18 protein-coding genes and 2 pseudogenes are annotated in these 23981 nt (G+C 69.5%); 12 read left to right on the top strand and 8 right to left on the bottom strand.

Going from position 1 to position 23981, the window contains the following annotated elements:
• Nucleotides 1–108 precede the first annotated feature (108 nt).
• From NBRGI_RS01490 to NBRGI_RS01460, 7 genes are all read left to right on the top strand, one after another.
• The gene (locus NBRGI_RS01490) at nucleotides 109–1149 is read left to right on the top strand and encodes a methyltransferase (RefSeq protein WP_063726214.1); all 1041 of its coding nucleotides are present in this window, start codon (nucleotides 109–111) and stop codon (nucleotides 1147–1149) included.
• Nucleotides 1146–2285, top strand: coding sequence for a cytochrome P450 (locus tag NBRGI_RS01485; protein WP_029892436.1), 1140 nt, complete (start codon nucleotides 1146–1148; stop codon nucleotides 2283–2285). The genes NBRGI_RS01490 and NBRGI_RS01485 overlap by 4 nt, the downstream gene beginning before the upstream one ends.
• Nucleotides 2286–2302: 17 nt before the next feature.
• Complete coding sequence (locus tag NBRGI_RS01480) at nucleotides 2303–3499, top strand: cytochrome P450 (RefSeq protein WP_029892435.1); 1197 nt, start codon at nucleotides 2303–2305, stop codon at nucleotides 3497–3499.
• A 1-nt stretch (nucleotide 3500) separates the two neighbouring features.
• Entirely contained in the window at nucleotides 3501–4658 is a 1158-nt protein-coding gene (locus NBRGI_RS01475; protein ID WP_029892434.1) for a glycosyltransferase, read from the top strand.
• A complete protein-coding gene (locus tag NBRGI_RS47940; protein WP_029892433.1) occupies nucleotides 4655–5098 on the top strand; it encodes a pyridoxamine 5'-phosphate oxidase family protein in 444 nt (147 codons plus the stop codon). The genes NBRGI_RS01475 and NBRGI_RS47940 overlap by 4 nt, the downstream gene beginning before the upstream one ends.
• Before the next feature lie 116 nt (nucleotides 5099–5214).
• Entirely contained in the window at nucleotides 5215–5916 is a 702-nt protein-coding gene (locus NBRGI_RS01465) for a VC0807 family protein (RefSeq protein ID WP_029892432.1), read from the top strand.
• Between the two features lie 50 nt (nucleotides 5917–5966).
• The gene (locus NBRGI_RS01460) at nucleotides 5967–6899 is read left to right on the top strand and encodes a phosphotransferase (protein ID WP_029892431.1); all 933 of its coding nucleotides are present in this window, start codon (nucleotides 5967–5969) and stop codon (nucleotides 6897–6899) included.
• A gap of 9 nt (nucleotides 6900–6908) precedes the next feature.
• Here the strand turns inward: NBRGI_RS01460 and NBRGI_RS01455 are convergent, their stop codons facing one another.
• The 3 genes from NBRGI_RS01455 to NBRGI_RS01445 are packed head-to-tail and all read right to left on the bottom strand — an operon-like array spanning nucleotide 6909 to nucleotide 11097.
• On the bottom strand, nucleotides 6909–8087 hold the full coding sequence (locus NBRGI_RS01455; protein WP_029892430.1) for a cytochrome P450: 1179 nt from the start codon (nucleotides 8085–8087) through the stop codon (nucleotides 6909–6911).
• Complete coding sequence (locus NBRGI_RS43290; RefSeq protein WP_029892429.1) at nucleotides 8084–10066, bottom strand: non-ribosomal peptide synthetase; 1983 nt, start codon at nucleotides 10064–10066, stop codon at nucleotides 8084–8086. Before NBRGI_RS43290 ends, NBRGI_RS01455 begins: the two co-directional genes overlap by 4 nt.
• Nucleotides 10063–11097 (bottom strand): LLM class flavin-dependent oxidoreductase, encoded by a 1035-nt coding sequence (locus tag NBRGI_RS01445; protein WP_029892428.1) that lies wholly within the window; start codon nucleotides 11095–11097, stop codon nucleotides 10063–10065. Before NBRGI_RS01445 ends, NBRGI_RS43290 begins: the two co-directional genes overlap by 4 nt.
• A gap of 191 nt (nucleotides 11098–11288) precedes the next feature.
• Here NBRGI_RS01445 and NBRGI_RS01440 point away from each other — a divergent pair, with 191 nt between their 5' ends.
• From NBRGI_RS01440 to NBRGI_RS01425, 5 genes and pseudogenes are all read left to right on the top strand, one after another.
• Nucleotides 11289–12500, top strand: coding sequence for a nucleotide disphospho-sugar-binding domain-containing protein (locus NBRGI_RS01440; RefSeq protein WP_051727411.1), 1212 nt, complete (start codon nucleotides 11289–11291; stop codon nucleotides 12498–12500).
• A complete protein-coding gene (locus NBRGI_RS01435; RefSeq protein WP_029892426.1) occupies nucleotides 12497–13789 on the top strand; it encodes a condensation domain-containing protein in 1293 nt (430 codons plus the stop codon). Before NBRGI_RS01440 ends, NBRGI_RS01435 begins: the two co-directional genes overlap by 4 nt.
• A pseudogene (locus NBRGI_RS49795) lies at nucleotides 13773–14066 on the top strand (arylamine N-acetyltransferase); the annotation flags it as partial. The gene NBRGI_RS01435 and the pseudogene NBRGI_RS49795, both read left to right, overlap by 17 nt.
• A 40-nt stretch (nucleotides 14067–14106) precedes the next feature.
• Entirely contained in the window at nucleotides 14107–14679 is a 573-nt protein-coding gene (locus tag NBRGI_RS47935; RefSeq protein ID WP_051727410.1) for an arylamine N-acetyltransferase, read from the top strand.
• Entirely contained in the window at nucleotides 14676–18356 is a 3681-nt protein-coding gene (locus NBRGI_RS01425) for an SDR family NAD(P)-dependent oxidoreductase (protein ID WP_029892425.1), read from the top strand. Before NBRGI_RS47935 ends, NBRGI_RS01425 begins: the two co-directional genes overlap by 4 nt.
• On the opposite strand, the gene NBRGI_RS01420 is transcribed toward NBRGI_RS01425, so the two are convergent.
• The 5 genes and pseudogenes from NBRGI_RS01420 to NBRGI_RS01400 form a co-directional block, all read right to left on the bottom strand.
• Nucleotides 18314–20098 carry an AfsR/SARP family transcriptional regulator gene (locus NBRGI_RS01420; RefSeq protein ID WP_051727409.1) on the bottom strand — a complete coding sequence of 595 codons (1785 nt, stop codon included), beginning with the start codon at nucleotides 20096–20098 and terminating at the stop codon, nucleotides 18314–18316. The genes NBRGI_RS01425 and NBRGI_RS01420 overlap by 43 nt on opposite strands.
• Before the next feature lie 281 nt (nucleotides 20099–20379).
• On the bottom strand, nucleotides 20380–21522 hold the full coding sequence (locus NBRGI_RS01415; RefSeq protein WP_029892423.1) for a glycosyltransferase: 1143 nt from the start codon (nucleotides 21520–21522) through the stop codon (nucleotides 20380–20382).
• Nucleotides 21519–22883, bottom strand: coding sequence for a glutamate-1-semialdehyde 2,1-aminomutase (locus tag NBRGI_RS01410; protein WP_029892422.1), 1365 nt, complete (start codon nucleotides 22881–22883; stop codon nucleotides 21519–21521). The genes NBRGI_RS01415 and NBRGI_RS01410 overlap by 4 nt, the downstream gene beginning before the upstream one ends.
• A gap of 17 nt (nucleotides 22884–22900) precedes the next feature.
• Nucleotides 22901–23437 carry a YdcF family protein gene (locus NBRGI_RS01405; RefSeq protein WP_235210821.1) on the bottom strand — a complete coding sequence of 179 codons (537 nt, stop codon included), beginning with the start codon at nucleotides 23435–23437 and terminating at the stop codon, nucleotides 22901–22903.
• A 55-nt stretch (nucleotides 23438–23492) separates the two neighbouring features.
• A pseudogene (locus NBRGI_RS01400) lies at nucleotides 23493–23981 on the bottom strand (glycosyl hydrolase family 28-related protein); the annotation flags it as partial.

Below are 23981 nucleotides of genomic sequence, written 5' to 3'. Positions count from 1 at the left end.
CACCCCGTGATCGAGGCGCACTGTGGGAGCGATCGAGGACACCGCGTGCGCAGCGCGATCGAGGACGACACCAGTGATCGTGGAGCGCGCGAACCGACGATCGCTGCCATGTCGACCGAGATCACCGCGCGTGGGCAGGCGCAGCAGCAGCTGCTCGGATTGCTGGCCGGGAAGATGGTCTCCGCGACCATCTGCACGCTGGCGCGGATCGGCCTCGCCGATCACCTCACCGAGGGGCCCCGACCGGTGTCCGAGCTGGCCACGGCCACCGGCACCGACCCGGACATGCTCTACCGATTCCTGCGCACCGCCGCCGGCGTCGGCCTGTTCAGCGAGCACGCGGACCGGTCGTTCGGACTCACCGAGACCGGCGCGCTGCTGCGCTCGGATGTGGACGGTTCGCTGCGCTACCTGGCCTACCTCTACGGCGAGGAGAGCGTCTGGAACTGCTTCGCCTACGCCGCCGACACCCTGCGCACCGGCAAACCCGCGGGCCCGGCGTTGCGTGGCGGGCGCGGCTGGTTCGAGTACATGGCCGACAGCCCCGAGTACGCGGAGGTCTTCCACCGCGCGATGACCGGCGTGAGCAACCGGGCGCCGGAGGTGGCCGCGAGCTATGACTTCGGCCGGTACCGGACGATCGCCGATATCGGCGGCGGGCAGGGCCGGCTGCTGTCGGCCATTCTCGCCGCCAACCCGCAGCAGCGCGGCGTGCTCTTCGATACCGAATCCGCCATCGGCGGAGCGGATCCCGTGCTCACCGAGTTCGGGGTGCGCGATCGGGTCGAGTGCGTGGTCGGCGATTTCTTCGACAGCGTGCCCGCCGGGGCCGACGCGTATCTGCTCAAGGCGATCCTGCACGATTGGAACGACGCCGACTCGGTCCGCATCCTGCGCAACATCCGCGCGGTCAGCACCGAGGACACCCGGGTCTACGTGATCGAGGCGGTCGTGCCCGGCGCCGGCGAATGGCATTTCAGCAAGGCGATGGACATCGCCATGGCGGTGAGTCTGGGCGGCAAGGAGCGCGAACTCGCCGAGTGGCGAGACCTGTTCGCGCAGGCCGATTTCGAGCTGGTCGACACGGTGCGCACCGCACCGCCGCACTGGTTGATCAAGGCCAGGCCGATTCCGCGGACGCCGCGATGAGCGGCTGCCCGTTCCCGTTCGCCTGGCCCGCCGGCCCGGCCCAGCCGGACGCACTGCTGCAGGCTCACCGCGACCCGTTCCGCACGGTCACCCTGCCCAGCGGCGACGCCGCCGTGCTGGCCACCCGCTACCAGACCATCCGGGCATTGCTCGCCGATCCGCGAATCAGCAAGGACCGCAATCGATCCGGCGTGGCGAAGATGACCACCCGGCCGCAGAAGGTGTTTCAGCGCCGGGTCGACATGTCCCCGCCCGCGCACGCCAGGATGCGGCGGCTGATCGCGCGCGAATTCACCGCCGCCCGAGTCGAAACCCTGCGCCCGCGGATCGCGGCCATCGTCGAGGAGTTGCTCGACCGGATGGCGGCCGGTGGCGCGGCGGAGCCGGTGGATCTGAACACCGCCTTCGCGTTTCCGCTGTCGATCCAGGTGATCTGCGAGCTGCTCGGCGTCCCCGCACAGGAGCGTCATCGTTTCGGCGACACCAGCAATCCGCCGTGGGACTACATCCGCGAGCTCATCGAACGCAAACGGCGGCAACCCGATTCGGATCTGATCAGCGCCCTCATCGCGGTGACCGATGCCGAGGACGGCCGCCTCACCCCCGACGAACTGCATTTCTGGTCGACTCTGCTGCTGCTCGCCGGCTACGAGACGACGGCGAACCAGCTCGCGGGCGGTGTCGTGCTGCTGCTGCACCATCGCGACCAATTGGCGCTGCTGCGCGCGGATCCGGCGTTGATCACCGGTGCGGTGGAGGAACTGCTGCGCTGCCAGGTGGTCGGCACGTCGCTGTCCATGTTGCGCTACGTCACCGAGGACGTCACCGTCGACGATCACGTCATTGCGCAGGGCACCAGCATCATTCCCGCGCTCGAATGCGCCAATCACGATCCGGCGGTCTTCGCCGACCCGGGCCGGATCGACCTTACCCGGCGCGACGCGCCACAGCTCACGTTCAGCGTCGGGCGGCACTTCTGCCCCGGTGCGCCGCTGGCGCGGGCACAGCTGCAGATCGGTATCGGCGCATTGATCGAACGCTTCCCGACGCTGCGACTCGCGGTCGCGCCCGAGCGCCTCGACCGCGTCGACGATCATTTCTTCCAGGGCTTCCGCACGGTTCCCGTGCGCTGGTGAACAGCAGGAAGGTGCGCATGACCGCCGCAGAACCCGTCCCCTATCCGTTCACCCGGCCTGCCGCGCTGGAACCGCCGCGCGAGCTGTTCGGCTTGTCCGGCTGCCCGATGGTTCCGGTCCGGCTGCCGAGCGGCGACGACGCGGTGCTGGTCACCCGGCACGCCGACATCCGCGCGCTGCTCGTGCATCCGGCCGTGAGCCGCAATCTGAACCGGCCCGATGCCGCACGAATCAGCAAGCACAACAGCATGTTCCAGGATTCGAAAATGGATCCCGACCCGCCCGAGCACACCCGGGTGCGCCGGCTGGTCATGCAGGCGTTCAGTCCGGCCCGAGTCGCGGCGCTGGAACCGTTCGTCACCGAAGTGGTCGACGAACTGCTCGACGCGATGGAAACCCACGGCGGGCCGGTCGATCTCAATCAAGCGCTGGCGTTCCCGCTGCCGATCCGGGTGCTGTGCCGGCTGCTCGGGGTACCGGAGCAGGACCAGGCGCGCTTCCGCGGCTGGACCGAGCATTTCCTGTCGGTCAGTCAGTTCAGCGGTCCCGAGATCGGCGCGGCGATGCGGGAGCTGAACGAGTACATCGCGGCGTTGATCGAAGCCAAACGCGTTGCGCCCGGCGACGATCTGGTCAGCGATATGATCGCCGCGCACGACGCGGACGACGGCAGGCTCACCGGTTACGAATTGCACTGGTGGTGCCGGCTGCTGCTGCTCGTCGGTTACGAGACCACCGCGAGTCAGCTGGGCGGCACGGTGGCGCTGCTGCTTTCGCGCCCAGATCAGCTCGCGCTGGTGCGCGACGATCCGAGCCTGGTGCCCCGCGCGGTCGAGGAGGCGTTGCGCTGGAAACTCGTCGGCTCCTCGGTGTCGATGCTGCGCTACACCACCGCCGACGTCGACCTGGACGGCTACACCATCGCGGCGGGCACGAGCGTGATTCCCGCCGTCGACGCCGGGAACTTCGACCCCGCGGTATTCGATCACCCCGAACGTTTCGACATCACCCGCACCGACAACGACCACCTCACGTTGAGCCGGGGGCCGCACTTCTGCATCGGCGCCGGACTCGCCCGCGCCGAACTCACCACCGCGATCGGGCGGCTGCTCGCCCGTTTCCCGACGCTGCGACTCGCGGTGCCCGCCAGCGAATTACGCAGACAAGAGGGCGCGCTGCTGGAGGGCTTCCTCGGCATCCCGGTGGAGTGGTGAGATGCGGGTTCTCTGTGTGAACTGGGCGTGGCCGTCGCACTTCATGCCGCTGGTGCCGGTGCTGTCGGCGCTGCGCGCGGCGGGCGCGGAGGTCCGGGTGGCGAGTCAGCCGCTGCTGCAACGGATCGTCACCGACGCCGGGCTGCCCTTCACCCCGGCCGGTGCCGACGTAGACCACTCCGCGATCCGGGCCCGCACGGCGGCGGCCGCACCGCCGGTGGCCGATATCTGGAATGTCGACGAAAACGCCAGAATGACACAGGTTTTCGCGGTGTTCGCCGAACGTGCCCGGCTGATGCTGGACGACACCGTCGCCCTCGCCGAACGCTGGCAACCCGATCTGGTCTTCTTCGAGCCGACCAGTTTCGCGGGACCGCTGGTCGCCGCGCTGCTCGGGGTGCCCGCGATCCGGCACATCCACGGTGTGGACATGACCTATCGGGCCAGGGGCGCGACGCCGGCCTTGGTGGCGCCGCTGGCCGAGCAACTCGGCATCGCGCTGCCGAACCTGCTCGGCAGCCACACCGTCGACCCGTGCCCGCCGTCGCTGCAGATCGCGACCGACACCACCTCGACCACCGTGCGCTATATCCCGTACAACGGACCCGCGACCATCCCGGCCTGGCTCGCCGAACCGCCCACCGTGCCGCGCATCTGCCTGACCTGGGGCACCACGGTGACCGCGCAGGGCGGGGAATTCCTGCTGCCCGAGGTGCTCGCCGCACTCGACGGCCTCGAGCTGGACGTGGTCGTCACGGTGCGGCCCGCCGAGATCGAACACCTCGGCCCGCTGCCGAGCAATGTGCGCGCCGTCTCCGGGCTCGCCCTGCACCTGCTCATGCCGTCCTGCGCGCTGGTGATCCATCAGGGCGGTTTCGGCACCATGCTCACCGCGGTCGACGCCGGCGTACCGCAACTGCTGCTGCCCCAGTTCCCCCATCACATGCTGCCCGCCGAGCAGTTGCGCGGCACCGGCGCGGCGGCCGTGCTGCCGGTCGCCGAATTCGATCGCGCCGTGGTGCGCGACCTGGTGGTCCGGCTCGTCGGCGACAGCCCCGAACGCGCCGCGACCCAAGTGCTGCGCGCCGAACTGCGGGCCCAGCCGACCCCCGCGCAGATCGCACCCGACCTGCTGGAACTCGGAAAGGGACCACGGTGAGACAAGCAGCCCCGCGCGCACTGACCGACCGCAAACAGCATGTCCTGGAGCTGCTCGCCGGACCGGGACACCTGTGGCTCGCGACCGCGGCCGAATCGCTGCCGCACCTGGTGCCGCTGGCCTTCGCCTACGGCGAGGGCGATTTGCTGATGGTGACGAAACCAGGCACCAGGACCGTGCGCAGCCTGCGCGGCGCGAGCCGGGCCAGGGCCGCGCTCGGCGACACCCGGGACGTGGTGCTCATCGACGGCACCACCACCTTCTTCGATCCGCAGGCCGTCACCGGACAACTCGGCGCACTGCTGGACACGCTGCCGATGGGTCGGCGGGTGCCGGGCAGCGTCGGTCTGCGGCTGCGGCCCGACCGGATCCAGGCGTGGCAATCGATGGCCGAGATCGGCGACCGCACCCTGATGTCGGGTGGTCGCTGGCTGGTCTGAGAACCGCCCGCACAGGAGATAACTCCTGGCCGAATCGGCGGTTTCGTCTCTACAGCGCGCCGAGGGCGGCCAATAGCCTGAAATCGCCACCGACCCCCACCGATCAGGAGACCGCGATGACGGCACCGACGCCGAAGAAGACGAGCCGGTTCAAGGCGCTGTTGCCGCTGTTCGGCAACGTGATCGTGTCGACCGTGCTGTATTTCGTGCTGCGCGCGATCGGCTTCAGCGAGATCTGGTCGCTGGCCATCCCCGGCATCGTCGTCGCCGTCACCACCACGGTCGGCAGCATCCGGCGTCGCTCGCTGGACGTCATCGGCGCGCTGGTGCTGGTGGAGCTCGTCGTCTCGCTCGGGCTGGCCTTCGTCACCGACGATCCGCGCATCGCGGCGATCCGACCGGCGCTCTACATGCTGACCACCGGTGGCTTCTTCCTCTTCACCTGCGTGGTCGGCAAACCGGTCATGTATTTGCTCGCCACGCCCATGGCGACCAATGGCGGCGAACCCCGCCGCACCGAGGCTTACCACCGCGCATGGGACGAGGAACCGCGGTTCCGCAAGCTGGAGCGGCTGATGACCCTCGGCGTCGGCCTCACCATGTTCCTCGATTCGGGTCTGCGCATCGGCATCGTGTACAGCTCCCCCGCCAGCGATTTGGACCGTTCCTTCCTGGTCTCCAACGGCGCAGCGATCGTCATGGTCGTCCTGGTCATCGTCATCATGGTCGCCTTCATCCCGCGCCTCTCCAAGATCGTCGATCAGGTCCAGCAGCGCGTTCCGGAATCCGGCCCCGCCGCCGAGGTCCGCGCGCACTGATCGCGTGCCGGAGGCGGTGCCGCGCTCGGCGCCTATGGCAGGATCGCGCGGTGGACGAAATCGCGAGCAGGACGGGCAGAGCGGTCGACGCGGCGGTGGCGGTGGGCCGCGAGCTGGGACTGACGGTGACCGATGCCGTGGTGTTGCACGATTTGTTCTCGGTAGTCGTGCATCTCGCGCCCGCGCCGGTGGTGGCGCGGATCCCGGTGGTGCTGTCGCCCACCACGGACCTCGCGACCTTGGCGCGGCGGCAGCGGGCCGAGCTGGACGTGGCCCGGTGGTTGAGCGAGCAAGGGACACCGGTGATTCCGCCCAGCCCGCTCGTCCCGCTGGAACCGATACAGCGCGAAGGCCTTTCGATGACGTTCTGGCAGTTCGTCACCGAGGATCGCGACAAAGAGCCCGACTACGCGGCGAATTCGGAACGCACGGCCGACCTGCACGCCGCGATGCGCGGCTACCCGGGAGAACTGTCGTTCCTGTCCTCGGCCGAACCGCGGTTCGTCACCGAAAGCCTTGCGCTGCTGCAGGACCGGCCGGACCTGATCGATGCGTCCGACCTGGACCGCGCGCGCCGCGAGTGGCGGGTGCTGGCACCGCTGGTCCAGTCCCGCGACGCGTTCGAGACCCGGTTCCCCGGGATCGACGTGCAGCCCGTTCACGGCGACTCTCCGCCTGCGAACATCTTCAACGGGACGGCCGGCGACCTCTATTCCGACTTCGAACTCGTCACACTGGGCCCGGTCGAATGGGATCTCGCCGCGCTCGGCCCCGACCTCGAAGCCGCGTACAACCGCGGTGCGCGACGTAACGGCATGCGGCCGTTGGACGACGAGGTGCTGCGCTTCGTGAACGCCGTCGGCGTACTGCGCGCGATCGCCGTCCTCACCCTCACCCCGCAGCTGCCCGCCCTGGTGGAGTTCCTGCGACCGCTCATCGACCAATGGCACGACATGCCGCTCGCGGGCGGACTGACCGCCTGACCGCCGTCGTCACCACGTGACCGGCAGCTCGTGCAGACCGAACAGGACCGAGTCGTATTTGACTGCCGCATCGGGTAGTTCACCGTCCAGCCGCAGTTCGGGCAAACGAGCTAGTACGGTGCTGAACACGATGTCCAGCTCGAGCTGAGCCAACGCAGCACCCATGCAGGCGTGCGCGCCGTAGCCGAAGGCGAGGTGCCGCTGCGCGTCTCGATGGATGTCGAGCACTTCGGGATCGGGGAACACCGAGGGATCCCGGTTGGCGGCGGCCGCCAACGGGATCACGCCCGCACCGGCCGGGATGATGGTGCCCGCGACCTCGATATCCCGCGTGGCGGCGCGGCAGGTGGCCAACTCGGCGACCGAGGTGTAGCGCAGCAGCTCCGCGATGGCGCCCGGCATCGCGGACGGGTCCGCCCGTAGCGCGGCCAACTGGTCCGGATGACGCAGCAGCGCGAGCAGGCCGACCGAGATGGTGTTCGCCGTCGTCTCGTATCCGGCCAGCAGGATCAGGATGAGCACGATGGTCAGCGCGCGCAGGTCCAGGTGGCCCGGTGCGACGTGCTCGCGCAGCACGCGGGAGATCAGGTCGTCGGCGGTCGATCCGTGTTTGTCGCGTACCAGTTGCTTCACGTAGTCGACCAGCGCTTCGAAAGGCGCTGCGCCGCCATGCGTGATCACGCGCACGGTGAGTTCCTCGAACGACGCGGTATCGGCTTCCGGTACGCCGAGAATGCGGCCGATGGCCAGTGCCGGCACCGGCAGCGCGATCGTGCGTACCAGGTCCGCGGGCGGGCCGGCGTCGAGCAATCGGTCGAGACGTTCGTCCACGCACCGCTGGATGTAGGGCCGTAACGCGGCCACCTTTCGCGCGCTGAACTCCGGGGTGAACATCCGCCGGTGCACGCCGTGCTCCGCGCCGTCCATGCCCACGAAAACCTTTATGCGGCGCAGGTATTCCGACTCCGCGGTCAAGAACGGAAACCCAGGAGCGCAGCGATCGGCACTGAGGCCGGGGTCGGTGAGCACGGCCCGGACATCGGCGTAGCGGGTCACCAGCCGGACCGGCCTGCCGTCGCGCAGGGTGGCCCGCCCGACCGGGCATTCCGCGCGCAGGGCGCGATACTCGGCGGGCAGATCGAACGGGTTCGGTCGGCGCATCGGGAACGCCGGGTCCGCCGCGTTCATCCGGGGCTCCCCTGTTCGACCAGCGCGGGTACCGGCTCGGCGCCACGGGGTGAAGGCTCGAGGGCCGCGATGAATTCCGCGAAAGTCGGGTGCTCGTAGAGCAACCCGACCGGCACGCGGCGACCGAGCAGCGTGCCGAGGGTGGCCGCACATCGCACCGCCGCCATCGAGGTGCCGCCCGCGGCGAAGAACGAGGTGGCCGGGCGGGGCGGCTCGCCGAGCAGATCGGCCCAGACCTCGGACACCTGCGCGGCCAGCGGATCTCGGCGGCGCACGAGCGAGACACGACGGCGCACAGTCGTTTCCGGGTACGGCGCACGGTGCCCGGCACGCAGACGTGCCCGCTGGATCTTGCCGGTCGCCGTCCGGGGAAAATCGGCGGTCGACAGGACCCGGACCTCGTCGACGGCGAAGCCGAACCGCAGCGCGACCCGCTCCCGAATCGCGTCCGCCACCTCGGCATCGGGGCGCACACTCACGAACACCGCACGCCGCGGCGGGCCGTCCGGGTGCTCCAGCACGGTGAACGCCGCGTAGCCGTCCAGCACGCCGTCGACCTGCGCCACCACCGCTTCGATCTCCTGGCACGGGATATTGCCCCCGTTGATGACCACCACATCGTCGTCGCGTCCCGTCACGACCAGCGCGCCACCGGTGACGAAACCTTGGTCACCGGTGGTGAACCAGCCGTCACGCAGCGCCGCGTCCGCGCCGAGATAACCCGCGAACAGCGTCGCACCGGCCACCTGTACCGCGCCGAGTTGGTCTTCGTCGCATACCGAACCATCGGGCCGCACCACCCGAATCCGCACGCCCGGCACCGGCGTACCGGTCACCGCCAGCTCCAGTGCTCCGCCCCGACCCGGTGCCTCATGCCGCACGCGTTCATCGGCCGTCATCCGCACCCGCACCGCCGGAATGCCGGGGTCGTCCGGGGAAGGTCGCGAATAGACCACGCCGGAACCGGTTTCCGACATACCCCACGCCGGCCGGAACGCGGCACGGGAAAGCCCGTGCGGCGCGAGCAGATCGATGAATTCGTCCGCGACTGCCGCCACCACCGCCTCGCCGCCGTCGAGTACATGACGCAGCCGGTGCAGCCGCCAACGCCGGTGCGGCGCGCGCCGCAGCGCCGAACAGACCAGCGCGAAACCGAAGTTCGGCGCCCAGGTGGTGCCGGCGCGGTGCGCTTCGAGCAGGTCCAGCCAGGCGAGCGGATCGGCGAGCACGCGCGCGGTGTCCACCTGCACGAGTGAGCAGCCGAGGAAGACCGCCTGCGTCGCCCACATCACGATGCCGCCGACATGATCGAGGGGCATCCAGTTCAAGGCCACGTCCGAGGCCCGCAGATTGTTGAATTCGGCCGCCGCCCAAGCACGGTGGGCCAGGGCGGAATGGGTCAGCAGCACGCATTTGGGCCGTCCGGTGCTGCCGGAGGTCAGCAGCCCGAGGGCGATGTCGGCTGCCATCGGTGGTGCGGCCGTCCGGTCCGCGGGCCGACCGCCGAGCGGTCGCGCCGTGCCCTCCGCGCCGACGGCGATCTGACTATCGACGGCGACGGCGGCCACCGGGTCGTCCACGAGAACCACTGGGTGACCGAGCAATTCGTGTGCCGCGCGAATACGTTCACCGACCGCGCTCACCGTACCCAGCGCACCTGTCCGGCCCACCGGGACCGGCACCGCCCCCGCGAGCACGCAACCCCAGAACGCGGTCAACTGCACCCGGGCGTCACCGGCGGCGATCAAGACCGGCGTTCCGGGCCGCAGCTGCTCCGCCAGGTATTCGCCCAGCGCCCCGGCCGCGCGACGCAGGTGCCGATAGTTCTGAAACCGTTCCAGCCCTTCGTCGTCGACGTAGGTGATGCCCCGGCTGAGGTCCCGCGCCGCCCGATCCAGCGCCGCCGGGAGGGTGCGGGGCCAGTCGGCGGGCGGTTCGGTCGAATCACCGATCAGCAACGCGCGATTCGTTCGGGTCACCGGCTGACCCCCTGTGCGAGATCCAGTGCCTGCGTGGCGGTGCGCAGTACGTCGAGCTGGTCGTCGAAATCAGCGGCGAGCACGGTCAAGCCGAGAGTGGTCACCCCGGCCGCCGCGTACTCGGCCATTCGCGCGCCGATGCTGTTCGCGTCGCCGAGGAGCGCGGTACGCCGGATCAGCTCCAGTGGTACCGCCGCTGCCGCGCCGGCCCGGTCACCGGCCGCCACCAGTCGATGGACCCGCTGGACCTGCGCGCCGTAACCCATGTCGGTCGCCACCGCCGCGTAGACGCCCGTACCACGCCCGAGCGCAAGGAAATTCGCGTAGTAGGGCCGCAGCCCGACCGCGGCGGATGCGGCATCGGGTCCGACGCCGATGGGGATCGACGGCAGCACCCGGAAGCCGTCGAGGCTCGCGCCGGAGCGGGACCGGCCGGTCCGGACGTGTTCGAGCGCCCACGAGATGCGTTCGGGTGAGCAGAACGCGCCGATCCAGCCGTCGGCGATCGCCCCGGCCAGCTCGAGCGCGCGCGGGCCGACACCGCCCAGGAGTATGGGCAGTTCGGGGCGTGGTTCGAAGGCTCGCAACTGGGCCACGGCCGCGGTGCCGTCCGGATCGTCCGGTGGTAACCGCCAGTGCGTACCCGCGTAGCGCACCGGTGCGCCGGACAGCGCGCAGCGCACCACCTCCACGTATTCGCGCAGCCAGGCGAGCGGCCGACGGATGTCGGCCGCGTACCAGCCACGCGCCACGTCCGCGGCCGATACGCCTAGCCCCAGCTCGAATCGCCCGCCGGACAGTTCGTCGAGGGTCAGCGCGGTCAGCGCGGTCAGCACCGGGCTGCGGGCCGGCGCCTGGAACAGCCCGGAGGCCAGGGTGAGCCGCGAGGTGACCGCCGCGGCGGCGCCGAGCACGCTCACGCCGTCACCGCGAAACCCTTCGGGTGCGAGCGCGTACTCGAGCCCCAGTCGTTCGGCGGCGGGAGCGAGGCGGAGGGCGTGTCGTGGGGTCAGGAACACCGCGAGCCGCATCGTTTCTCCTCGTCGTGCCGGGTACTGCGAGGTCGAACGATCCGCCGCGGCACTCGAGGATCAACCGTGCCGTACTCGACGAGGCCGCTGCCGGTCTCGCGCCGACGCAGCCGCACAGCGGTGCTGGAGTGATCTTCGAGCGGGCCCGTGGACGCTGGGCGCACCGACTCTCTCTCGGACGGAGGCGAAGGATGCGCGTCCTGCTGGCGACGTGGAACATGCCGGGCCATCTGTACCCGATGGTGCCGCTCGGCTGGGCGTTGCGCGCCAGCGGTCACGACGTCGTGGTGGTGAGCAATCCGGATCTGGTGCCCGCGATCGTCGGCGCCGGTCTGCCCGCGCTGGGCGCGGGCCCGGAGTTCGACTCCTATGCCCGGCTGCGGGACGAACTCGAGCGCCGCTCCTGGAAACCCGCCGCGCCCGAGCCGACCTCGGATCCGGCCGCCGCCGCGGAGCGGGCCCGACGCCGACGGCTCAACGGTTTCCGGCTCGCCGCGGCCGCCGCGCAGGCGCAGGCGCCCGAAGCGGTCGCGTTCGCGCGGCGCTGGCAGCCGGATCTGATCGTCTTCGAGCCCGCCGGTTTCGTCGGCCCGCTGATCGGGACCTTGCTCGACGTCCCTACCGTGCGACACCTGTGGAGCATCGACTTCACCGCGCCCATCGCGGAATTCGAAGAGGATCTCATCGGGGAACTCGCCGCGCCCTACGGGCTGACCCGCATCGGCGTGAACGGCGACAGCACCCTCGATCCCGCGCCGACGCGCCTGCAGGTCGCGGATCGCCAAGTGCGCGACCCGATTCGCTTCGTCCCCTACAACGGCCCCGCGGTACTCGAACCATGGCTGCTCGAACCGCCCGCCCGGCCCCGAGTGGGCATCACCTGGGGTACTTCGCAGAGCCGCCTCGGTTTCGACCACATGGTGCTCGCGCCCCGCGTGGTGCGGGCGCTCGCGCGCCACGACGTCGAACTGGCCGTCGCGGTCACGGCCGACCAGCGCAAGCTGTTCGAACACGTCCCCGACAATGTGGTGCACCTGGGCCCGGCCCCGCTGCATCAGCTCGCCTCGACCTGCTCGGTACTGGTCGACCAGGGCGGCGCGGGCGGCGTGCTGACCGCGCTGGTGAACGGCCTGCCGCAACTGGTCATTTCGCAGATGCCGGACGAGGTGTTCCACGGTCATCGTGTACGCGACAGCGGAGCCGGGTTGAATCTGCCCGGCACGGATCTCGCCGACGCCGAAATCGCGGCCGCTGTGGATCGGCTGTTCGAGAGCGAATTCCACACCGCGGCAGGCGAGTTGCGCGACGATATGCTGGCGCGGCCGACTCCGCTGGCCGTGGTCGAACAATTGGAGCGGCTGGCGCGCGCCGGCGCACCCCAGCGAGCGGAAGCTCCCCGATGACCGACACCTCGGGGATTCGCTGGCTGGCCGGACTTCCCGTGCCGCAGTGGCGGTTCTGGTATCGCGAGCAGAAGCAGCCCGGCTATCGCGACGGCATCGATACCTTCGCCTTCCGGATCGGCGGCGAAGTGTCCGCCGACGCCCTGGATCGGGCGTTGCGCTGGGTGATCGCGAGCCATAGCGCGTTGCGCACCAAGATAATCCGGGTCGGGGCTCGGGATACCCGGGTCGAGGTGATCGCACCGGAAGCGACGCCTTCGGTGCTGACGGTGCACCGGGTCGAGCCCGAAGCCGACTCGCCGTCTGTGCGTGCCTTCGTGGCCACGCCCTTCCGATTGGCTGCCGAACTGCCGATCCGCGCGCTGCTGTGCACCGACGACAACCGGCACCTGTTCGTCGTGAGCGTGCACCACACCGCGTTCGACGGCTGGTCGGCGATCATCCTGTTCGACGCGCTCGGCGCGGCGTACGCCCGTGCGCTCGCGGGACAGCCCGATCCGGTCCCGGCACCCACCGATTTCCGCGCCAGTTGGGCCGAACAGGAGCGCTCGGCGGGCCCGGACGATCAGGACGAGCTGTTGCGCTGGGGGCGCCAGCTCGTGGGGGTGCCGGATCTGCCGCTCCCGCACCCGGACTCGCCAGGCACCGAACTCAGCAGCGGGGCCGTGGATGAGTTGTGGTTCGCCCTGCCGGGCACGGCTTTTCGCAACATCGGCAGCACCACACCGAGCATGATCATGCTCGCCGCGTGGGCCCGGGCATTGCGCGCGTTCACCGGCGCAGCCGATTTCGCGATCGGTGTGCCGGTGAACGGCCGGGCGGCCGAGTCGAGCATCAACGCGGTCGGCTGCTTCGCCTCGGCGATCGCGCTGCGGTTCCGCTACACCGGAGACGACGATCCGCACATCGACCTCGCCACCGCGACAACCGGTCTGCTGCACGCGATGGACTACCAGTTCATGCCGCTCGAGCAGATCATCCGGCTCGACCCGCAGCGTGATCCCCGCCGGATGCCGTTCTGCCAAGCCGGGTTCGTCGTGCAGACCGGCGCGAGCGTCACCCTCGCGCTCGCCGGCACCGAGGTCGAATACCTGCACCGGCCCAAACAGGAGTCGTCGTACGAGTTGACGCTCGAGGTGTGGTCCGGCGCGGAACCCAAGGGCCGCCTTTGGTATCGCACCGACATCCTGACCCGCGAGCGCGTCGACTCGCTGCGCGAGCTGTGGCTCACCGAATTGTCCCGCTGCACGAGCGCGTTACGGGAGGTGGAGCATGTCCGCAGCCACTGACGACCCACGAGTGGGCGCCTACCTGCGCAGGCTCGGATTCGACGGGATCCCCGAGCGTTCGGTCGCGGCGCTCGCCGAGTTGCACGCCGCCCACGCGGCCCGGGTGCCGTTCGAAACGCTTTGGCACACACCGTCGATCGCGGTCGACGATGCGGTCGACCGCATCGCCCAGCAGGGCCTGGGCGGCATCTGCTACCACCTCAACGGCGCGTTCGGCTGGTTGCTGGACCGGCTCGGCTACGACGCACGGCTGCGTCCGGCGGCCACCCAGAGCCGGTTCGCCCCCGGGCGCCCAGCCGCCCACCGGCACGCACGTCGTGCTCACCGTCGACAACCTGCCCACGGCGGACCATCCGGCCGGGCGCTGGCTGCTCGATGTCGGGGCGGGCGAGGGCTTTTCGCGGCCGATTCCGCTGATCGCGGGCGACTACGCGCGCGGCGAGTTCCGCTATCGGCTGCGTCCGTCCGATCTCGACCCGGGCTGGTGGCGCTTCGACTACGACCGGCACGAGTCCTGCCGCGGCGTCGATTTCGCGCTGACCGAGGTGGCCTACGCCGAACTGGCCGAGATCTACACCCGGATGGCGGAGACCGATATGGCGATCTTCTTCCGCTACGGGTGGGTGAAGCGGCACGACGAGTCCGGTTTCGACGAGTTGATCGGCACGCAGCTGTCGAAGGTCACCGCGGCGGGTCGCGCCGTCCGCACGATCGGTGACCAGGACGACTATTTCGACACCCTGGCCACCGTCTTCCAGCTGACGGTCCCCGCGGCGCGCGACGAGCGGGAAACGTTGTGGCAGCGCGTGGTCACCGAATGGTCGGCGCAACGCTTCCGGGACGACTGGGCGCCGGCCCGCGCCGGAGCCGACGCCGACGCGACCCGATGAGCACCGCCTTCGTCCAGCAGATCTTCGCCAGGCCGGATGTGCTGGACTGCCTTGCGATTCCCGCCGAGGTGCCCGGTGAATACCGTGTCTACGTCGTGCCCTCGGCCGACGCCGATCCGATCGAAGTACAGCGGGAGCTGAGCCGGACACCGAAGATCGCGGTCCGCGTGCTACGCCGGATTCCGCGGCTACCCGACGGCGAGCCCGACCTCGCGGCACTGCCCGAGGCACAGGCGGCGCAGGACTGGGTGCCGGTGCGTTATCCGCTGGGTCACCGCCGGGTCGGGTTCCACCACCCAGCGCAGGACCACGCGTCGCCCACGGTCCGGCGGCTCGCACAGGCGGCAGGTCCCGAACTCGTTGTCACCCGCGCCGATCCGCGCACTCTCCCGGAGGCGCTGCGCGCGGCGTCGGCCACCGCGCATGCGGTGGTGACCGTCGGGCCGGACGGCGAGACCCACCTGCCCTACGACCGATTGCTGGAACGCGGACTGCGCCTCGCCGCCGGACTGTCCGGGCGAGGGTTGCTGCCCGGTGCGAAAGTCGTACTGGCGCTGCATGATCTCGCCGATTACGTCGTGGCGGTCTGGGGTTGTCTGCTCGGCGGTTTCGTGCCGGTCACCACGGTCGAGCCGAAGCGCGACGACGTGGGTGTGCTCGTCGCGCTGTCGCAACGCCTGGCGGATGCGCCGATACTCACCTCCCCTGCGCTCGCCGAACCGCTGGAACCGGCCGTCAGCGTCGGCGAATTGTGCACGGCGGCAGCGCTGCCCGTGACCGAGGTGCACGCGCCGGACCCGGACGACGTCGCGGTGCTCGTGCTCTCCTCCGGTAGCACCGGGCGCCCCAAGCTGATTCCACTCACCCATCGCGCGATCGTGGAGAACGCGTTGGCGGCTCGCCAGGTCGACCTGATCCGCGCCGGTGAGACCAGCCTCAATTGGCTGCCCTTCGACCATGCCCCCGCCCTGGTGATGTATCTGCTGCGCGACGCGGTGCTGGGCTGCACGAGTGTGCACGCGAGCACCAGCTACATCACCGCGGCACCGCTGCGCTGGCTCGACCTGCTGGAGCGGCACCGAGTGGCGCACACCTGGTCGGCCAACTTCGGCTACCGGATGCTCACCGCGGCCCTCGAACAGGCGCCGCAGCGGCGGTGGGATCTCTCGGCGCTGCGCACCCTGCTCAATGCCGGGGAGCAGTGCATCCCGGCCGTTGTCGACGGATTCCTCAGGGAGCTGGGGCGTTTCGGCATCACGGCAGCGAGCTTCGTGCACATGTGGGGCATGGCGGAAACCGCGACGGCCGCCTCGTGCGCATACTTCGACGCCGCGGACAATATCGTGACCCACTCGGGCATCGACTACATCAGCATGGGCGCCCCCGCGCCCGGCAGCCGGTTGCGTATCGTCGACGAAAACCTGCTTCCGCAAGACGAATACACGATCGGCCGGCTACAGGTGTGCGGCAGCAGGGTGACGCCGGGGTATCTCGACAGCCCGGAGGCCAACGCCGCCGCGTTCACCGTCGACGGCTGGCTCGACACCGGCGACCTGGCGTTCCTCGCCGACGGCAAGCTCGTGATCACCGGTCGCGCCAAGGACGTGGTGGTGGTCAACGGGGCCAAATATCACAGTCACACCATCGAAGAGCTGGTGCACGAGATCGAGGGCGTCCGGCGCGGGTACGCCGCCGCGGTAGGCGTGGCCGATCCCGAGCTGGGCACCGAACTGCTCGGTATCTGTTACGTACCAACCGATTCCGGTGACCAACGGCGGACCGCGGCACGGATCACGGCGACGGTCGGCGAGCGGCTCGGTCTGCCGGTCGGCGTGATCGCCGCGATCACGACGGCCGAATTCCCGCGTACCACCGGCGGAAAGATCCAGCGGGCCGTCCTGGCGCGACGGCTCGCCGACGGCGAACTCGCCGACCGCGTCGTCGACGGCATCGGCGGTGTGTCCGGCACGACGCCCGACTGTGTCTATGTCACCGAGTGGCGGTCGGTGCCGCCGTCTCCGCGGCACGTCACCGGTTTGCGCGGACCCATCGTGCTGTTCGCCGACGAGTCCGGTGTCGCGGAGGAATTCACGAGGCAGGTGCCGGGTAGCTACCTGCTCGTGCGGCGGGGTGCGACCTTCCGGCGTACCGAGGACGGCTACGTCATCGATCCGGATCTCGATGAGCATTGGGCGGCGGTTCGGTCCGCGCTCGGCACGCCCCAGACAGTCGTCTACCTGTGGAGCATTGCCGCCGAAATAGATTCGTGTGCAAAACATCTCGTCAGCGCCATCCAGTGCTGCACGCATGACGGCGCGGGCCCGAGACTGATCACGGTGAGCCGGGGCGCGCGCGTGCTGATCGGAACCGAGTCCGGCATCGTCGCGGCCGCGGCCACCGCGGCCGTCACCGCCGTGTACCGGCAGGAGTATCCCGGTAGTGAGGCGGTGCACATCGATCTGGCCGAGAGTGCACCGGAACGCACCGCCAGGGACCTGGCCATTGCGCTCGCCGATCACAGCACCGCCTACCCGGAACTCGCCTGGCGACAGGGCCGTCCGTATGTCCCCGCCCTGACTCGAGTCGACGCACCCATCACCGAACCGAGGCCCCTGCGTGCGAATGGACGCTACCTCGTGCTGGGCGGCGCGGGCGGTATCGGCACCGAACTGGTGCGCAACCTTGCCGCCACCTCGCGCGCCCAGTTTCTGATACTCGGCAGGCGCGCGCTCGACGCACCGAACAACACAGCATTGCAGGCCAATTGGCGCAAGCTCTGGGATGCCTCCGCACAGGCCGATTACGCGGCCGTCGATCTTCGCGATGAGGCCGCCGTCCGGGCGGCGGTGGCGGCCGCCGAAAACCGATGGGGTGCACCGCTGGACGGCGTGATCCACCTGGCCGGCGAGTACCGCCTGCGCGCGCTGCGTGCCGAGCGATCCGCCGACTGGGACCTCACCGCCGCCGGTCACATTCGCGGCCTGCTGGTGGCCGCGGCACTCGTCCGGGAGCGCCCCGGCTCCCGGTTGATCATCGGCTCCTCACTGATGGGCGAGTTTCCCGCGGCGGGCTGCGCGGCGTACGCCGCCACGAACGCGCTGTCGCGCGCGCTCACCGCGGAACTGCGCCGACGAGACGGCACGCCGATCACCCGGCTCGCCTGGAGCCTCTGGCGCGAGACCGGCGTCAACGCCGGAAATCGGTACGAAGCCGCCGCGGCCGCACGGGGTTTCCTCGCGCTGCGGCCCGACGACGCGGTCCGCTTGACCGCGGAGACGCTGTGCCGGCCGCCCGGCGACTATCAGATCGGCATCGACCGGCGTGGCACCGATGTGCGCGCATTAGTCGACGACGCCCGCGACCTCGCGCTGACCGAACCGGCCGGGACGGCACCGCAGGCCGATCTGGCACCGGTGGCCGTGGCGACCCTCGGGCACATGATCCGGGCGCTGGACGGATTCACCGGCCTGCCGCTGTCGGCGCACACACCCCTCAGCGCGCTGGGACGCACCTCGGTGCAGATGGTGCAGGTGCACGCTCGCCTGGAGGGCGCGCTCGACACCGCGATCCCGCACGAAATGTTCTTCGCGGCAACAACACTCGGCGCCTTGGCGGGCGCGTTGCACGAGTCCGGTCAACAAGCCTCGGTGTTCGGGCCCGCCACCTCGGCCACATAGCAGGCGACGAGGTCCGGGATATCGAAGCTGTCCACCCCGACGACACCCCAGTTGCAGCGCACCAGCCCGTTCTGGATCAGCTGCTCGATCGCGCTGTCCGCCGACCACTGCCCCGGCGCGCACAGCTGTTCGGCGCGCGTCATGGTGAGCGTGCGCGTACCCGCGGCGACCGCGGCGTTGAGCAGCGCACGCGCGGGCGCGTCCAATTCGCGATAGCCCGCCGACACCGTGCGGGTCATGCTCCAGTCGAGGAACTCCAGCTGGTGCAGCCGCCGCCGCGGATCCGCGAGCCGGTCAGCGAGCATGGACAACGACAGCAATCGATTGGTCACCAATTTCGCGCCGACGATGCGCAATGCCAGCGGATTTCGATCGCAGTAGGCGATGATGCGTTCCGCGGCATCGGTTTCCGCACTCATCCGATCCGGACCGATGATCGCGGAGAGTATCTCGTTGCTCTGTCCCGCGTCCGGCGCTTCCAATTCGATCGGCGCCGCGCCTTCGATACCCGCGACCGCGCGGAAGGTGCCGGTGATCAGCACCGCGCTACCGGGACCGCCCGCGAGCAGTTGCCGCACCTGACCACGGGTGGTGACATTGTCGAGCACAATGAGCACCCGGCGGCCGGCGGCCCAGCTGCGGAACAACTCCGCGCGCTCGTCGAGTTCATCGGGCAAATGTCCGGCGGCGAAACCCACCGCGCGCAGGAACCGTCCGAGAATACGGAACGAACCGTGCGTGCCTTCGCGAAAATCGACATAGAGCTGACCGTCCGGAAAATGGCTGCGCACCGAATGTCCCGCGTGGATCGCCAACGCCGATTTGCCGACACCGGGCCCGCCGGAGACGGTGACCACGGCGGCGGTGACGGCCACATCACTGGTCAGCAGTTCGGTGAGTCGTTTCTTTTCGTCGGCACGACCGGAGAAATCGGACAGATCGCGCGGCAATTGCGCGGGCGCTACCGCGGTGCGCACCTCGGCGGTGGCCTGTTCCGGTGCGCCGTCGAGCAATCCGCGCTGCAACTCCTGGATGGCGGCGGACGGTTCGATGCCCAACTCGGCGCTCAGGTTCGAGCGCAGCAGGTGGTACACCTCGAGCGCCTCGGACCTGCGGCCGCACCGATGCAGGCACGTCATCAGATTGCCGTGCAAGCCTTCGTGATAGGGGTGCTCGCCGCACAGCAGTTTCAGCTCACCGATCAGATCCCGGTGATGACCCAGACGCATCCGCGCCTCCACCCGCAACTGCGTGACCTGCAACAACGACTCACGCAACCGGTTGATCTCCGGTTCCAGGATCGGACCGGCACAGATGTCGTACAGCGGCGTGCCGGTGCACAACGCGGCCGCGTTCGAGGCGGACTGCAAGGCTTCCACCACCGCGCCGTCGGACAGCTGATCGCGTGCCCGCTCGGCGAGTTGCTCGAACGCGGCGATATCGAGTTCGTGGTCGGCCAGCCGGATCTCATAGCCCAGCGGATGCCAGCGCAGCACATCACGCCCGTTGGCGCCGTGCGCCTGCAACAGTTTCCGCAGTTGATAGACGTAGGTCTGCAAAGTCGCGAGCGCACTGATCGGCGCCTCGTCGTTCCAGAGTTCTTCGACCAGAACTCCGGTGGGCACGATTCGGTTTCGCCGCACCGCGAGCAGCGCGAGCAGGCTGCGCAACTTCGGCGCCGTCGGTGTAATCTCACCATCGTCCACGGTGACTTGCAGTCTGCCGAGCGTTGAGACGAACATCCGATCTCCTGGATCTTCCGGCAAATCCCACTGAAACCTGATACTTAGCCCCGCTCAGCACATTCGAACATGGCGGCAACCGGACGACTACCAGCAAATCGGACAATGTGACGCGGATTACAGCTCCGATTCCGTAATTTTGCTAACGCGATGACAATCGAATTAGAAGAACATATAAGCGGTTTCACGCACGCACGGGATGAATCAGACAATCCATACAACCGCGACGTTCGCGATCCCGCCACCACACCTCCTGCCGAAGTGGTAGCGATCGACAGGTGTCAACTCCGGACGCCCTGGGTGAGGGTTTGGGCGACTGTGGCGGAGAGGCGGGTGCGGAAGGCTTCGGGGGTGAAGGTGGTGGCGTGGGCGCGGATGGCGGCGGGGTCGTAAGTGGTGGAATCGAAAACGCGCAGGTGGTGGGCGAGGCTGTCGATGACGGACTGGTCGTCGCCTGGGTCGAGATACTCGCCGGTGCGGCCGGGGAAGACGGTGTCGAGTGCGCCGCCCGCGCCGACCGCGAGGACGGGGGTGCCGCAGGCCATCGCCTCCACCGGGACGATGCCGAAATCCTCGACGCCCGGCATGAGCAGAGCCTGGCAGCGTCGATAATTGTCCAGCAGGACCGCGTCGGAGGCGGCGCCGAGAAATGTGGTCTCCGGTCCGGCGAGGGACTCGAGGTAGGGGCGATGCCTGCCGTCGCCGAGCACGACCAGCCGACGACCCGCCTGTTGCGCCGCCCTGATCGCGAGGTCTGCCCGCTTGTAGGGCACGAGACGACCGGCGAACAGAAAGAAGTCCTCGCGCGGTAGCGACGGGTCCGGAGTGAACCGATCTATCCGCACCGGCGGATTGATCACAGTCGCGGGCAGCCCCCACCAATCACGCACGCGCGCCGCGACCGCGTGCGAGTTGGCGATCACCCGCGCCAGCCGCGGCGCGGCCCGCAATTCGGCGCGACGGGCGAAACGGCCGAGGGCAGCCAAGGCGAGCTGACCGGACCGCCCACCGGCTTCCTGAGCGCGGAAAGCACTGTCCCACGCCCAACGCGCCGGACTGTGCACATACGCGATCACCGGTGCGTCCGTGGCGAAGACGGCCTGGGTGGCGAACGCGTGATGGCTGACGACCACCGCGTCGAACCGCCCGGCCAGTGGGAGTCGACGCAACGCCCGGGGCACGAAGGGCAGCAGCGGAGCGTGCGCGCCCGATGCGGCATGTACCCCGCTGAGCCAGCTGCCCTGAATCGAATCCAACTCTCCCGCAACACATTGCGCCGCGAGCGCCGCCCGCCCCGCACGACTGACGATCGGCGCGAACACCGGGGCGCCCGGCCAGGTGCGGAGGAACTCCGCGACCACCGCTTCGGATCCGCCGTATTCGGTGAATCGCTCATGCACGAGCCCGATTCGCGGTGCGGTCACGAGTGCTGCGCTCCGCCTTGCGCGGCGGCATCGACCCGGCGCGGCGCAGCGGTCCGCCGGAGGGCCGGCGCGACCGGTCGTCCCGCCAAAAGCCCTGCGACACTCCCTTGTTCGAGGGCGCGACGGTAGACGAGCGCCGCTTCCCGGCAGGCGGAGACCGTCGCGTCCACAGCGTCGTCGGTGTGCGCCGCCGAGGTGACGAACGATTGCCCCAGCACCCCGCGGGCCAGCAACTCCTGCAGCAACAGCGTCCGGAACGCTTGCGACGGCCTGCCGCGCGGGTCTCTGGTGAGATAGACCAGGCACGACGGCCGCCCGGCGACCTGGAGGAAATCGGCGATACCCAGCTCGGCGGCAATGGCATTCACCGCGTCGGCGAGCCGTCGTCCGGCCCGTTCCATCCGCCCGATCGGATCGGTGTCCGCGTAGGCGCGGACTACCGCGCGGAACGCGGCCAGTCCCGCGGATTCCGGCCCGTGCGTGGTCGAGAGCAGAAACACCCGGTCCCGGTCGGTCCGCAGCCCGCCCAGCTCCATGTATTCGCGCTTGCCCGCCAACGCCGAGATCGGGAACCCGTTGCCCATCGCCTTCCCCCAGCACGACAGATCCGGACGCACACCGTACACCTGTTGCGCCCCACCGGCCGACCAGCGGAACCCGGTGATCATCTCGTCGAACACGAGCAACGCACCGTACCGGTCACACAGGGCGCGAACACCGTTCAGATACCCGCTGCCGGGTTCGGCCAGTGCGGTCGCCGCCTCCATGACCACGCACGCCACCGGCACCGCGGCCAGCACGTCGGCCAGCGCGCCGAGATCGTTGTACGGGAACTTCACCGTGGCCGTGTCGTCGGTGCCGCTGTCCATCTCCGTGGTGCCGATGAACCAGTCGTCCACGGAGAAGAACGGTTGATCACACACCGCGACCACCACACGGCCGGTGGCGGCGCGGGCCAGCCGGACCGCCGCGGTGGTGGCGTCCGAGCCGTTCTTGGCGAACTTGACCATGTCGGCCCCGGGGACCAAGGACAGGAAGTCCTCGGCGGCACGCAATTCCAGCTCCGTGGGCCGGGAGAAGTTCACACCGTCGGTGATGGCGGCGGTCACCGCCTCGACCACCGGCCGATAGCCGTGCCCGAGCGTCACCGAGCGCAGGCCCATGCCGTACTCGACGTACTCGTTTCCGTCGCTGTCCCACACCCGGCAGCCGTTGCCGCGCACCAGAATCGGGGCCATGTGGTCGGGGTACTGGTCGGCGCCGCGCGCATAGGTGTGCGCGCCACCCGGTATCAGGTCGTGCAACCGCGCTTGGATGCCGTTGCTACGAGCGAAATCACGTCGGCTGTCGAGACTCGTCACGCACGTTCCTCATTCCTTCAACACCCGCGTTCGGTGAACGCTTTGAGATAGCCGGCCGATTGGCGCAGGTACATCCACGCCCAGAAGGCCGGCCCCGACGGACTGGGGCTGGCGACCATCGTCACTTCGCCGGCGAAGCACTTCTGCACGATGTACCGCGCGCGCGACACATGCGGAGTGAAGGTCACCACGATGATGTGCCGCCAGCCGTATTGCTTTGCCCTGCGGCCGATTTCCTGCGCTTCGCCCTGAGTGGTCCACGGGTCGGGGACGAAACAGCTGACCTGGAAAGCGAAGTGCCCGGCGCAATACTTGTCCATGGCGGGATCGTCGGCGCCGGTGGAGCGCGAGATCAGCAGTTGCCGGGCATAGCCGCGCTGCGCGAGATCGAGGCCCACGTCGAAGCGTTCGTACGGCGTCCCGCCGAGCACGACGATGGCGTCGGCGGGCCGCAACGGATCCACCTGCGGTCGCACGTACAGCGGACGGCCCAGCGCCGCCACCGCGGCGACGACGGCGATCAGCGCTGCGGCACCGAGCAGCGCACGCCGCATCCGGCGCGGAGCACGCCGCGGTGCATCGGGGGCGTCGACGACAGCGTTCACGGCCTCACCTCGTGGGCCTGTCCCGGCCCAGCGGCGCGGCGCTCACCACGCCGGTGGGCCCGACCATCAGCCGCCAGTACCCGCCGTCCGCGTCCTTGAGCACGATGCCGCCCTCGGCGCGATCGGAAAGCCAAGCGCCGCTGGACAGCACCGCCGCCGCCACCGCACCGTCGGCGGCCTGCACCTGGAGGATGTCGGTGTCCGGGCGGCCCGCCTGCGCGACCGTGGTCCCCGCGAACCGCGCCCCCAGCATCCGGTCCCGCCCGATCACATGCCATCCGGTGGGGAACGTCGCGGGATCGATATCGCGAGCCGAGCTCGAAATGAGGCTCACCGCAGTGCCTTCCGGGCACCCCTGCCAATCGATCCGCAGTTCGGTGGGCGGCTTGTCCAGGTCCGCGTCGAACTGCACGTTCGCCAGATACGGTTGGCGGCAATAGGTCAGGTCCACGCAGAGGGTCCGGGCCGCGATCTTGCAATTGACCAGTCCGAA

The organism is Nocardia brasiliensis IFM 10847 (assembly GCF_000710915.1).
GTDB lineage: Bacteria > Actinomycetota > Actinomycetes > Mycobacteriales > Mycobacteriaceae > Nocardia > Nocardia brasiliensis_A.
This window is presented reverse-complemented; position numbering and strand designations above follow the sequence as displayed.